Here is a 12,882-nt window from a genome sequence, read left to right as displayed (position 1 = left end):
TTATTTGTAATCATACCATATTCTGTACGGTGGTGCAAGCTTTCTTGCCGCAAAGTCCGTACAGAACAGGTAAAATTCACATTATCGCAGGGTCAAAGCGCCATTCTCGCAGTCTACCGTCAGGGTGTTGCCCTCGGTATAGCTGCCCTGAATGATGGCCTTGGCAATCAGGGTCTCCACGCGGCTCTGGATGAACCGCTTGATGGGACGTGCGCCATAGACGCTGTCGTAAGCAGAATCGATGATGAAGTCCTTGGCAGCGGTGGTGACCTCCAGCTTGAGGTGCTTGCCCTCGTCCATGCGCTTGCGCAGATCCTGCAGCTGCAGATCCACGATCTTGCGCATCTCGTCCTTGGTCAGGCTCTTGTAGTAGACGATCTCATCCAGACGGTTCAGAAATTCGGGGCGGAACTTGCTCTTCAGCAGTTGGTCGATCTGGTGCTTTGCTTCCTCGCTCAGCTCGTTGGAGCCGTTGGCACGGCGCTGCTCCAGATCGTTCAGGATGATGTCGCTGCCCAGATTGGAGGTGAGGATGATGACCGTATTCTTGAAGTCCACGGTGCGGCCCTGACTGTCGGTGATGCGGCCATCGTCCAGCACCTGCAGCAGGATGTTGAACACATCGGGGTGGGCTTTTTCCACCTCATCGAACAGCACCACGCTGTAGGGCTTGCGGCGCACAGCCTCGGTCAGCTGGCCGCCCTCTTCGTAACCGACGTATCCCGGAGGCGCGCCGATCAGACGGCTGACGCTGAACTTTTCCATATACTCGGTCATATCGATTCGCACCATGTTGCGCTCGTCGTCAAACAGGGCCTGTGCCAGTGCCTTGGCCAGCTCAGTCTTGCCCACGCCGGTGGGGCCGAGGAACAGGAAGCTGCCGATGGGGCGGTTGGGGTTGGCGATACCGGCGCGGCTGCGCAGGATGGCCTCGCTCACCTTGGTCACAGCCTCGTCCTGACCGATGACCCGCTGGTGCAGCACATCGTCCAGATGCAGCAGCTTCTCGCGCTCACCCTCCACCAGTTTCTCCACCGGGATGCCGGTCCAGCGGGCCACGATGCGGGCGATTTCCTCATCGGTCACGCGGTCACGCAGCAGGCTGTCCTCCTTCTTGGCGGCGGCGATCTTCTCTTCCTCTTCCAGCTGTTTCTGCAGCTGAGGCAGCTTGCCGTATTTCAGCTCGGCAGCCTTGTTCAGGTCGTACTCACGCTGAGCCTTTTCAATGTCGGCATTGGTCTGCTCGATCTGCTCACGCAGGGATTGCACCTTGCCGATGGCGTTCTTCTCGTTCTCCCACTTTGCCTTCATGCTGCGGAACTTGTCCTGCAGCTCGGCCAGCTCCTTTTCCAGATCCTTCAGGCGGCTCTGGCTCAGGGCATCGGTCTCCTTTTTCAGGCTCACCTGCTCGATCTGCAGCTGGGTGATGCGGTGGGCCAGATCGTCCATCTCGCTGGGCATGCTGTCCATCTCGGTCTTGATCATGGCGCAGGCTTCATCCACAAGGTCGATGGCCTTATCCGGCAGGAAACGATCCGTGATATAGCGGTCGGAAAGGGTGGCAGCGGCGATCAGGGCGCTGTCGTTGATCTTCACGCCGTGGAACACCTCATAGCGCTCCTTCAGGCCGCGCAGGATGGAGATGGTGTCCTCCACGGTGGGCTCATCCACCTGTACCGGCTGGAAGCGGCGCTCCAGAGCGGGGTCTTTCTCGATATACTGGCGGTACTCGTCCAGCGTGGTGGCACCGATGCAGTGCAGCTCGCCCCGGGCCAGCATGGGCTTGAGCAGGTTGCCTGCGTCCATGGCACCATCGGTCTTGCCGGCACCCACGATGGTGTGCAGCTCATCGATGAAGAGGATAATCTTGCCCTCGCTCTTCTTCACCTCGTTCAGCACGCTCTTCAGGCGCTCCTCGAACTCGCCGCGGTACTTTGCACCGGCCACCAGAGCGCCCATGTCCAGACTGAACACGATGCGGTCCTTCAGGTTTTCGGGCACATCGCCGCGCACGATACGCTGTGCAAGACCCTCTGCAATGGCGGTCTTGCCAACGCCGGGTTCACCGATCAGGCAGGGGTTGTTCTTGGTCTTACGGGACAGGATGCGGATCACGTTGCGGATCTCCTGATCACGGCCGATGACGGGGTCCAGCTTCTGCTTGCGGGCAAGATCTACCAGATCCTGACCATACTTCTGCAGGGCGTTGTAGGTCTCCTCGGGATTGTCGTTGGTGACGCGCTGGTTGCCGCGCACTGCTGTGAGCTGCTGCAGGAACTTATCTTTAGTGATGCTGAACGCACGGAACAACTCGGTGGTGTTCTGGGTCTGCTCGTCCAGCAGACCAAGGAACACATGCTCCACGCTGATATAGTCGTCCTTCATGGCCTTGGCTTCTCGGGCGGCGGCGCTGAGCACCTTATCGGCAGCCTGCGAGATATAGACCTTGTCGGGGTCACGGCCGGAGCCGGAGACCCGGGGCAGAGCCGAAAGCTTTTCGGCCACGGCGGCAGCAAAGCTGCCGGGGTCAACATTCAGCTTCTGCAGCAGCTGCGGGATCAGGCCCTGCTCCTGCGAAGCGAGGGCGTGCAGCAGATGTTCAGGTTCCAATTGATTGTGCTGGTACTCCACAGCCAGCTGTTGCGCTGCCTGCAGAGCCTCCAGCGTTTTCTGTGTATATTGATTGGTATTCATAAAGTCAAGCCTCCATTCATACCGGAAGGTTTATTTTAGCGGACACGATAGTCATCTGCTAAAAGCCCGGTGCAGAGATGCTGCCGAACGGGAAGCAGCGGCTATTCTTCAGTTGTTTCACGGTTTCAAGCACCTCCTGCCGAACTGGTTTTACTTGTTTTAGCACTCTATCTGTTCGACTGCTAAAACTATACTCCTGTTTTCCCACTTTGTCAATAGGGTTCATAAAAAGTTTGCAAATAGGAAAAAAGCGCCTGCGGGGGCTAAAAAAAGACCACCGCACAACGTTTGTGCGGTGGTCTTGCCTTTTTATATAAAGATATCAGCCCTGCTTTTTCCAGCGGCGCATCACGCCCATGCCCAGCGCATAGGGGCCGGTGTGCACGGCAATGGTGCAGCCGATCTGCAACAGGCCCACTTCGCACTGTGCGCCGGGGTACTTTGCACGCAGGGCCGCGCGGGTCTGCATCCACAGGCGCTTGCCTTCCTCTTCGTCGTAGCCGTAGCCTACGGTGATGCGGTAGTCGTCCGGGGTGCCGCCGTGGGCATCCAGATAGTTCATCAGCTGTTCCAGCGCTTTTTCAAAGCTCTTCTGTCGGCCGCGTGCCACACCGCCGGAGAAGATCTCACCATCCTTGAACAGGATCATCGGCTTGATGCCCAACATGTTGGCTGCACGGCCCGTCACCTTGCCGATGCGGCCGCCCTTGATGAGATAGTCCAGATTGCCTACCGTGAAGAAGATCTGGTTGGTAGCTTTCTCTGCTTCCAGCCATGTCACAGTCTCGTCCAGCGTGCAGCCTGCGTCCCGCATGGCCACGGCGTTTTCCACCATGGTGGACTCGGTAACGGTAGCCGCCGCGCTGTCAATGACCTCAATGCGGGCATCGGGGAAATCTTCCAGCACCAGATCCCGGGCATTGCGGGCGCTGCCCACACAGCCGCTCATCTTGCTGGTGAACACCAGACACAGCACATCCCGGCCAGCAGCAGCATGGGCACGGAATGCCTGCTCAAAGTCCTCAATGGAAGCAAGGCTGGTTTTGGGGTAGGCCGAAGGGTTGTCCACCATGAACTGGTAGAAGTCCCGCACGGCGATCTCCTTGCCTTCTTTGCGGTAGTGCTCGCCGTCCAGCGAGACATAGAAGGGCACGACCTCGATTTGGAGCTGTTTGGCAGTGTCCAGCGTCAGGTCGCATGCGCTGTCGGTAATGATATCAAACATCTGTGACGCTTCCTTTTCTGAATCATTCAGGAGCTTTGCAGGGGATCATACGTGGTGGATATAAGCCTCACGCTCGGCACCCACAGAGATGTAGGTGATCTTGCAGCCGACAGCCTTTTCCAGATATTCCACGTAATCGCGTGCTTCCTTGGGCAGGTCTTCCCACTTGCGGGCTGCGGTGATATCACAGTGCCAGCCGGGCAGGTACTCCACCACGGGCTGTGCGGTGTCCAGAGCTTCGCCCATGGGGAAGCGGGTGGTGGTGCTGCCATCGGTCAGCTTGTAGGCAGTGACCATGGGGATCTTTTCCATGTAGTCCAGCACGTCCAGCAGGGTCAGAGCAACTTCATCGCAGCCCTGGCAGAACACGCCGTAGCGGCTTGCCACCAGATCGATGGGGCCAACGCGGCGGGGACGGCCGGTGGCTGCACCGTACTCGTGGCCAGCCTCACGCAGGTCGTGCTTTTCCTCTTCGGTCATAGCCAGCTCGGCAGTGAAGGGGCCGTCACCCACGCAGGAGGAGTAAGCCTTCATCACGCCGATGGAGTTGTGCAGCTTGTGGCCCGGGATGCCTGCGCCGATGGGAGCGTAAGCACCGATGACGTTGGAAGAGGTGGTATAGGGGTAAATGCCGAAATCGATGTCGCGCAGAGCGCCCAGCTGAGCCTCGAACAGGACCTTCTTGCCTGCAGCGTCTGCATCGGCCAGATACTGGCCCACATCGCAGATGTAGTCCTTGAAGATGGCGGCATACTTTTCGAGCCATGCCCACATCTCATCCACGCTGATGGGAGCTGCGTTGTAGCTGCCCTCCATGACCAGATTCTTGGAATCCACCATGGTGACCAGGCGCTTCTTCACAGCGTCGTCCAAATGCAGCAGGTCGCCCATGCGCAGGGTCTTCTTCATGTACTTGTCGCCGTAAGCGTAGGCAATGCCGCGCTTGGTGGAGCCGAACTGTGCGCCGGTCTTGGACAGACGTGCTTCTTCCAGACCGTCCTGCTCCACATGGTAGGGCATGGTGATGGTTGCACGGTCGGAGATCTTCAGGTTTGCCGGGCTGATCTCAACGCCCTGCTCCCGCAGCTTGTTGATCTCGCCGTCCAGATGATGCGGGTCGATGACCATGCCGTTGCCCATAACGCAGACCACGTTCGGACGCAGGATGCCGGAGGGCAGCAGATTCAGCACGAACTTGCCGCGCTCGTTCTTGACCGTGTGACCGGCGTTGTTGCCGCCCTGATAACGTGCAACGATGTCATACTCCTGGCTGATGAGGTCGACCATGCGGCCCTTGCCTTCATCGCCCCAGTTGATACCCGTAATTGCAGTAAGCATAATAAATGACCTCTTTATCATTTTTTCAAAAGACAGCCTTTTCCGTGCACCTTGCCCGGGATACGCCACCTTGGGAAAACACATCAGCAGGCATACACAAAGCACATACCAATGCAAGTATAGTATAGCACAGATCGCCGTGCAAAAAAAGAGGAAAACACAGCTTTTGGCTGCGTTTTCCTCCAAAAAAGTGTGCGCAAAATTGTGCGTTCAGCTGCGGGGGTTCTCAAGGTCGGCACGGCGGGTCACCTTGTGGATGGTGCCGTCCGGCTCCTGAATGGAGGTGTTGGCCAGCTGCGCGCGCAGGCTGGCCTTCATGTCGTCGATGTATTCGCGGCGCAGGGCCTGCTGCTCTGCCTTTTCGGCCTCGGTCAGGCCAGTGGTCTTGCTCTTTTTTGCCAGCTCGTTGATGCGGGCGATCTTTTCCTGTGTCATGGTGCCTCCTGTATTTTCAAGCGGAATATGTTATAATAAGAAAGCAAACCCTCTCAGTCATTGCTGTGCAATGCCAGCTCCCCCGAAAGGGCGAGCTTTTTAAGGAATTTTCTCAATCAGTATAGCAAAGGATGATAAAAATGGCAACTCAATTGAATTTTGCACAGCAGATGGATGCCGTGCTCAAAACGCTGGACGGCACCCGGCCGCGCCTTTTGCTCCACGCCTGCTGCGGCCCTTGCTCCAGCGCAGTGCTGGAACAGCTGTGCCAGTATTTTGAGATCACAGTGCTTTACTATAACCCCAACACATGGCCTGCAGAGGAATACTACCGCCGCGGCGAAGAGCTGAAGAAGTTCGTGGCAGCAGCCCATCCTTTGGGCGTGACCGTGGTGGAGGACCACTACGACCCACAGGAGTTCTACTCTGCTGTCACCGGCCTTGAAAACGAGCCGGAGCGGGGCAGCCGGTGTACAGTCTGCTACCGGCTGCGGATGCGCCGGGCGGCGCAATACGCCAGTGAGAACGGCTTCGACTGGTTCACCACCACACTGTCCATCAGCCCGCATAAAGATGCCAAGCGCATCAATGCCATCGGGCAGGAGCTGGAAGCCGAGTTCGGCGTAAAGCATCTGCCTTCGGACTTCAAAAAGCACAACGGCTATCTGCGCAGCCTGCAGCTTTCGGAGGAATACGGCCTGTACCGGCAGGATTACTGCGGGTGCGAGTTCAGCGCGAAGGCAAGAGGGATCGAAAAGTAAGCCGTTATCGGGCAGGCCGCTTTTTTGCTTACTCTTCCGGCAGCTTTGCCACCAGGAGGGTGAAAATAATCAGCCCCACGCAGGGCACGATGTTGGAAGCCATACCGGCGGCAAGGCCAGCCTTTTCGGCCACGATGCCAATGATCCACGGCATGAGGATGGCACCGCTGGATGCCACCGGCAGCATGATGCCCATGCTGGTCACGCTGGTCATGCGGCCCGCGCTGGCCACAGCGGTGGGGTTCAGGCCCGCCATGGAGAACGCAAACGCAAACAGCAGCACGATGGCCATGGCCTGCGTGTGGGCCATGACCAGCAGCACATAAAAGATCGTACACAGCACGCTCATGCCCACCATGGCCTTGCGCGGGCTCTTGAACGGGAACACGAATGCGATCAGCAGACGGGCCACCAGCGTGGCACCCCACATAACCGTGACGGTGTAAGCCGCCAGTGTGCCCGCAATGATGCCGCTGCCCTTGAAGTAAGTGACCATCCAGCCGTTGACGCTCTGCTCTGCAGCGTTCTGGAAGAACAAAAGGCCGGTCAGCATCCAGAACCGTGCCGAACGCAGAAAGCTCCAGTCAATGGCCTGCTTTTCCTTGGCATTCTTGGCCTTGCCGCCGCCCAGCGGGGTAAAGGCATATACCAGCCACAGCACAAGTCCCAGTGCCGCCAGCAGGAACACCGCCAGCTCAGTGCTCACCTTCGCCGCTGCCGCAATGAGGAAGGGGCACAGCAGCGCACCGCAGGCGTAGCAGCTGTGCATCAGGTTCATGCCGCGGGTGCGGTCGGCAGAGTGATCGCTGACCAGAATGGTGCAGGTGTTGATAACACTGCCCTTGGCAATGCCCACCAAAAAGAAAGCCACTGCCAGCAGGATCTCTACACCGGTCAGGCCCATGATGCCGTAGCCCACCGCATAGCCGATGGTGAGCAGCAGCACACTGGGCTTCATGCCCAGTACACTGGGCAGCATACCAATGAGCAGGCCTGCCAGCAGATTGCCCACACTCATAAGTGAGAGCAGGGTGCCGGTCATGCCGTAGGCAAAGCCGTAGCGCTCCTGCAGCAGGCTGACCACCACGCCCGCACTGATGGCACAGATGCCACTGAAGAAGAAAGTAAGAAAGCCTGTATTCCGCAGGCGTGCAGACTGTTGTTCCATAATCGTCCTCTTTCTGTGAAAATATCCTCCCTCTATTTAACCATAATTCCGCATCATTGCAACCGGATTTTCTTACAAAAAGTTGCAAAAAGCCCGCCGGGCATCGCTGCACGGCGGGCTTTGGTTTACAGTTTACTCTGCCTTGGTCTCGGGCTTTGCCTCAGCAGCGGCTTCCGGCTTTGCTGCGGGAGCAGCAACGGGAGCGGCGGGCTTCACCACGGGCTTCGGGGGATTGGGGTCATCCTTCAGCGGGAAGAGGATGATGTGCTTGGGGCACTTCTGGGCACACATGCCGCAGCCCTTGCACTTGTCATAGTCGATGCGGGCCACGCCGTCCACCACGTGGATAGCGTCGAACTTACAGGTGCGCTCGCACATACCGCAGGCAATGCAGGAGGTGGTGCAGGCCTTCATGGCCACAGGACCCTTGTCCTTGTTGGAGCACATGACCACCGGCTTGCGCGGGCCGCCCACGTCGATCATGATGACCTGCTTGGGGCAGATGTTTGCGCAGGCACCGCAGCCGGTGCACTTGTCCTTGTCCACCTTGGCAACGCCGTCCACAATGTGGATAGCATCGAACTTACACACCTTGGTGCAGTCGCCCAGGCCAACACAGGCAAAGGAGCAGGTCTTGGGACCGCCGTACAGTGCAGCAGCGGCTGCACAGGTCTGGATGCCCTTGTAATCATAAGCAGGCTTGCAGTGCTCGGAATTGCCCTGACACTGGACAACCGCCTTCTTTTCCACAACGCTGGCCGTGCCGCCCATGATCTTGGCAATGGCAGCGGCAGCCTTAGGGCCGCCGGGTGCGCACTTGTCGCAGGGCACGCCGTCCATGACCACAGCCTTTGCGTAGTCCGCACAGCCTGCGTAGCCGCAGCCGCCGCAGTTTGCACCGGCAAGGCAGTTGGTAACTTCTTCAATGCGGGGGTCTTCCTCCACCGCCATGAACTTGGACGCTGCGACCAGAACGATCGCGCCGACTGCGCCCACGATGGTACACAGGATAACAGCAGATACAATATTCATAATCCTGTTCCTCCCTTACAGCGTGACATTGAACAGGTTTTCGACGATGCCGCCGAAGCCCATGAAGGACAGGCTGGTGATTGCTGCTGCGATCAGGGTGATGGGCAGGCCCTTGAAGGGTGCCGGGGGATCGCAGGCTTCCACGCGCTTGCGCACGCCGCTGAACATGACCATGGCCAGCATGAAGCCGCAGCCTGCGCCGATGGCACACACCAGAGCCTCAATGTAAGCAACACCGAAGCCCATAGCAGCCACATCTGCGCCGTAGTCGCCCACGACCAGAATGGTGACAGCCAGAACACAGCAGTTGGTGGTGATCAGGGGCAGATAAACGCCCAGAGAGTTATACAGTGCAACCACGTACTTCTTGAGGAAGATCTCGATGAACTGCACCAGAACAGCAATGACCAGAATGAACACGATGGTCTGCAGGTAGCTCAGACCAGCCGGGTCCAGAATGAAGATCTGGATGGGGAAGGTAACGGCCGTTGCCATGAACATGACGAAGATGACGGCACCGGACATACCAACCGCAGAATCCAGCTTTTTGGAAACGCCCAGGAACGGGCAGATACCGTAGAACTTCACCAGCACGTAGTTGTTGACCAGGATCATGCTGAAGAAGATCGCAGCGAGTTTTACTAACATCTTATTCTGCCTCCTTCTTCAGGTTATCAAGGTCGCAGCAGCTCTTGCGCTCGATGCGGGCATCCAGCTTGCCTTCCAGCCACACACAGCCGGCCATCAACAGGCCAAAGCAGAAGAATGCGCCGGGGGCCTGCGTCATGATGGAGACCTTGGCAACGCTTTCCGGGATCACCTGGAAGCCCAGCCATGTGCCGCTGCCCAGGATCTCACGGATGGATGCCATCAGGGTAGCGGTGAGGGTGTAGCCAACGCCCATGCCCACGCCGTCCAGTGCGGAGTCCACGATGCTGTTCTTGCAGGCGAACATCTCGGCACGGCCCAGAATGATACAGTTGACAACGATCAGGGGCAGGAACACACCCAGAGCGTTGTACAGGCTTTCCATGTAAGCCTGCATGAACATCTGAACGATGGTCACGAAGCTTGCGATAATGACGATGTAGCAGGGCAGATGCACCTTGCCGGGGATCACCTTGCGCAGCAGGGAGATCATGATATTGGAGCACACCAGCACGAAGGTGAAGGCGGCACCCATGCCCAGAGCGCTGGAAACTGCAGTGGTAACTGCCAGAATGGAGCAGGTACCCAGAACCAGACGCAGAACGGGGTTTTCTTTGATAATGCCGTTGGTAAGGATGCTTACCTTGGACTTATTTTCTTGTGCCATTTCTTACCAACCTCCTTTACGCCAGCTCGTTGTAGCAGTTGACACAGTCATTGATGGCAGCAAACAGTGCGGTGGAGGAGATGGTTGCGCCGCTGTAGGCGTCGTAATCCTGATTCATCACAATGTTCTGGGTGCCGTCCATGCCGTCGAACTGCGCCAGGAAGTCGTCACTGCTCACGTTGGAGCCGATGCCCTTGGTCTGGGTGGAAGCGTCCACCCAGATGCCGGTCTCGGCGCCGTTGGCGTCGAAGCCCATGATGACGGTCAGGATGCCGCCGTCAAAGCCCTTTTCCTCGGCCTTGATGGCAGTGCTGCCGTCCGGAGCCTTGACCACGCCGGTGATGCCGGCGGTGGTGTAATCGGTCACTTCTTCCAGCTCGCTGGCATCCGAAACGGAGGGCAGCACGCCGACATAAGCGGCCAGAGTGGTGCGCTTGGTGTTCTCGGCAATGACCGGGGCGGTCATACCGTTCACCAGTGCCAGCAGCAGGCTGGCGATCAGGGAGATAACGCTCAGCACAACAATGGGCTTGATGGTGCTCTCCCAGTTGGAAGACTTACTCATTTGCCAGCACCCTCCTTTGCTTTCTTTGCAGGCTTGATGTAGCCATACGGGGTCTGACGGGTCAGATCGTTGATGTAGGGAACCCACAGGTTCATGAACAGCAGTGCGAAGGACACGCCCTCGGTGTAGCTGCCCCAGTAACGGATGGCAAAGGTGACGATGCCCAGTGCCACGCCGTACACCAGCTTGCCCTTCAGGGTGAAGGGGCTGGTAACGTAGTCGGTAGCCATGAACACGGCACCGAACAGCAGGCCGCCGCTCAGCACGGCAACCAGAGCCTCGTGCACACTGTGGGTAGCAATGAGGTAGAACACGAACATGCTGCCGACGTAAGAAGCCGGGATGGCGATGCTGATGGTCTTGGTGGCCACCAGATAAATCAGGCCCAGCACGATGGCCAGTGCGCAGGTCTCGCCCAGCACACCGCCGTGGATGCCCATGAACAGATCCAGCAGGCTCAGCTTGGACTTATCGGCCACAGCCAGCGGGGTAGCGCTGGACAGCTGATCCACCGCTGCATCCGGGAACACCCACTTGTTCATGGAACCGGCAAAGCTGATGAACAGCACGATACGGCCCACCAGAGCGGGGTTTGCAAAGTTCATGCCGATGCCGCCGAACAGCTGCTTGACGATGACGATGGCCACCAGATCACCGATGATGAGCTGGCCGATGGGCATGCCCACGGGCACGTTCATAGCCAGAATGATGCCGGTGACGACGGCGGACAGGTCGCTGATGGGGTTGGGCTTCTTGAGCAGCTTGCAGTACAGCCACTCAAAAACCACGCAGGCCACCACGGACACGGCTGTTACCAGCAGTGCACGCATACCAAAAATGATGGCAGAGGCCACCACGCAGGGGCACAGGGCGACGATCACGTTGGCCATCAGGCTCTGGGTGGTCTCTTCGCTGCGCACATGCGGGGAAGCCGAAACAATAAGCTTCGTATCCATTACTTATTGCCTCCTTTTTTGATTTCACCAAGGTAGAACGCCTTTGCCAGACTCATCATCTGGGTAACAGGGCGCTTTGCCGGGCAGACGAACGAGCAGCTGCCGCAGTTGAAGCAGTAGTCTGCATGCAGCTTGCCCAGCTCCTGCACATCGCGTGCAGCGTATGCCTGATTGACCTCCACAGGCTCCAGACCCATGGGGCAGTACTCCACGCAGCGGCCGCAGCGGATGCAGGGATTCACCGGTGCAGGCTCTGCAGCGGCCTTGCTCAGGAAGATCAGGCCGGAGGTGGTCTTGGTGGTGGGGTAGCTCAGGTTCTCCACAGCGGGGCCCATCATGGCACCGCCGGCAACCACTTTGCCCAGCTCGCCCTTGACGCCCGCAAAATCGATGATGTCCTGATAGGCAGTGCCCACGGGGACAACGATGTTCTGGGGCTTTGCGCAGGCGTCGCCGTCCACGGTGATGGTGCGCTCGACCACCGGCATACCGGTAGCCAGATACTTGCCAAGGGTGGAGACGCTGGTCACGTTCATGACGATAGCGCCGGCATCTGCGGGCAGACCGCCGTGGGGCACTTCGCGGCCCAGACACTTTTCAATAAGGATCAGCTCTGCGCCGGTGCCGTAGACACTGGGCAGGGGCTTGACCTCGATGGTGCTGTCGCCATTGGTCTTTTTGCACAGCAAGTCGATGCACTCGGGCTTGTTGTTCTCAATGCCGATGACGCACTTCGGGATGCCGGTGTACTGCAACACGGCCTTGATGCCGCGGATGATATCATCGCTGCAGTTCAGCATCTCCTGCGTATCGCTGGTCAGCCACACTTCACACTCGGAAGCGTTGATCAGCAGGGTATCCACCTGCTGCTTGGGCTGCAGCTTTACATCGGTCGGGAAGCCTGCGCCGCCCAGACCGACCAGACCGCACTCACGCACAGCCTTGAGGAAGCTGGCCTTATCGGTCACTTCCGGTGCCTTGACAGCCGGGTCCACGGTCTGTTTGCCATCGGTCTTGATGACGACAGAGTCGCACATGCGGCCATTGGACAGACGGAAGGGCTCCACTGCGGCAACCGTGCCGGAGACACTGGAGTGGATGTTTGCAGAGACGAAGCCGCCAGCCTCGCCGATCTTTGTACCAACGAACACCTCGTCGCCCTTTTTGACCAGAGCTTTTGCGGGAGCGCCGATGTGCTGGCTCATGAGGATGCGTACCTGCGCGGGCAGAGGCATCGGGATCGGTTTGCTTGCAGCAGTTGCCTTGTCATGCGGCGTATGCGCGCCAAGCGCCGCACGTTTCAGCTTGTTCAACATGGAATTCAAATCCCCCATTCTGCTTGAATTGCCGCCCCCACGCCCATGCAGGCGCACTGGTACAGGGACAGCAGCTG

Annotated in this window: 12 protein-coding genes; 1 reads left to right on the top strand and 11 read right to left on the bottom strand. The window is 58.4% G+C overall.

The features are described from left to right. Positions 1 to 81: 81 nt before the first annotated feature. The 4 genes from clpB to ACGHP1_RS01870 all read right to left on the bottom strand — a co-directional run bounded on the left by clpB (position 82) and on the right by ACGHP1_RS01870 (position 5,692). Complete coding sequence (clpB, locus tag ACGHP1_RS01885; protein ID WP_097774301.1) at positions 82 to 2,694, bottom strand: ATP-dependent chaperone ClpB; 2,613 nt, start codon at positions 2,692 to 2,694, stop codon at positions 82 to 84. 322 nt (positions 2,695 to 3,016) lie between these two features. Next, complete coding sequence (locus tag ACGHP1_RS01880) at positions 3,017 to 3,919, bottom strand: DegV family protein (RefSeq protein ID WP_005943906.1); 903 nt, start codon at positions 3,917 to 3,919, stop codon at positions 3,017 to 3,019. A gap of 45 nt (positions 3,920 to 3,964) precedes the next feature. Then, on the bottom strand, positions 3,965 to 5,257 hold the full coding sequence (locus ACGHP1_RS01875) for an adenylosuccinate synthase (protein ID WP_044953951.1): 1,293 nt from the start codon (positions 5,255 to 5,257) through the stop codon (positions 3,965 to 3,967). A 210-nt stretch (positions 5,258 to 5,467) separates the two neighbouring features. Next, positions 5,468 to 5,692, bottom strand: coding sequence for a DUF896 domain-containing protein (locus tag ACGHP1_RS01870; protein ID WP_005943900.1), 225 nt, complete (start codon positions 5,690 to 5,692; stop codon positions 5,468 to 5,470). A 131-nt stretch (positions 5,693 to 5,823) separates the two neighbouring features. Between ACGHP1_RS01870 and ACGHP1_RS01865 the strand changes: the two genes are divergently transcribed. Then, entirely contained in the window at positions 5,824 to 6,453 is a 630-nt protein-coding gene (locus ACGHP1_RS01865; RefSeq protein ID WP_097781321.1) for an epoxyqueuosine reductase QueH, read from the top strand. Positions 6,454 to 6,481: 28 nt separating this feature from the next. On the opposite strand, the gene ACGHP1_RS01860 is transcribed toward ACGHP1_RS01865, so the two are convergent. From ACGHP1_RS01860 to rsxC, 7 genes are all read right to left on the bottom strand, one after another. Beyond that, on the bottom strand, positions 6,482 to 7,621 hold the full coding sequence (locus ACGHP1_RS01860) for an MFS transporter (protein ID WP_390507415.1): 1,140 nt from the start codon (positions 7,619 to 7,621) through the stop codon (positions 6,482 to 6,484). 132 nt (positions 7,622 to 7,753) lie between these two features. Next, positions 7,754 to 8,653, bottom strand: a complete 900-nt coding sequence (locus ACGHP1_RS01855; protein ID WP_390507413.1) for an RnfABCDGE type electron transport complex subunit B — start codon at positions 8,651 to 8,653, stop codon at positions 7,754 to 7,756. 15 nt (positions 8,654 to 8,668) lie between these two features. Then, positions 8,669 to 9,301: an electron transport complex protein RnfA gene (locus ACGHP1_RS01850; protein WP_005943888.1), complete on the bottom strand. Its 633-nt coding sequence runs from the start codon at positions 9,299 to 9,301 to the stop codon at positions 8,669 to 8,671. Between the two features lies 1 nt (position 9,302). After that, positions 9,303 to 9,968: an electron transport complex subunit RsxE gene (gene rsxE, locus ACGHP1_RS01845; protein ID WP_005943886.1), complete on the bottom strand. Its 666-nt coding sequence runs from the start codon at positions 9,966 to 9,968 to the stop codon at positions 9,303 to 9,305. 16 nt (positions 9,969 to 9,984) lie between these two features. Then, the gene (locus tag ACGHP1_RS01840; protein WP_097777392.1) at positions 9,985 to 10,533 is read right to left on the bottom strand and encodes an FMN-binding protein; all 549 of its coding nucleotides are present in this window, start codon (positions 10,531 to 10,533) and stop codon (positions 9,985 to 9,987) included. Beyond that, complete coding sequence (locus tag ACGHP1_RS01835; protein WP_291012736.1) at positions 10,530 to 11,489, bottom strand: RnfABCDGE type electron transport complex subunit D; 960 nt, start codon at positions 11,487 to 11,489, stop codon at positions 10,530 to 10,532. The genes ACGHP1_RS01840 and ACGHP1_RS01835 overlap by 4 nt, the downstream gene beginning before the upstream one ends. After that, positions 11,489 to 12,805 carry an electron transport complex subunit RsxC gene (rsxC, locus tag ACGHP1_RS01830; RefSeq protein ID WP_242959231.1) on the bottom strand — a complete coding sequence of 439 codons (1,317 nt, stop codon included), beginning with the start codon at positions 12,803 to 12,805 and terminating at the stop codon, positions 11,489 to 11,491. Before rsxC ends, ACGHP1_RS01835 begins: the two co-directional genes overlap by 1 nt. Between the last annotated feature and the right edge of the window lie 77 nt (positions 12,806 to 12,882).

This window comes from Faecalibacterium sp. i21-0019-B1, from assembly GCF_042852915.1.
GTDB classification, from domain to species: domain Bacteria; phylum Bacillota; class Clostridia; order Oscillospirales; family Ruminococcaceae; genus Faecalibacterium; species Faecalibacterium taiwanense.
Note: the sequence above shows the minus strand (reverse complement) of the source record. Positions and strands in the feature narration are given on the sequence as shown.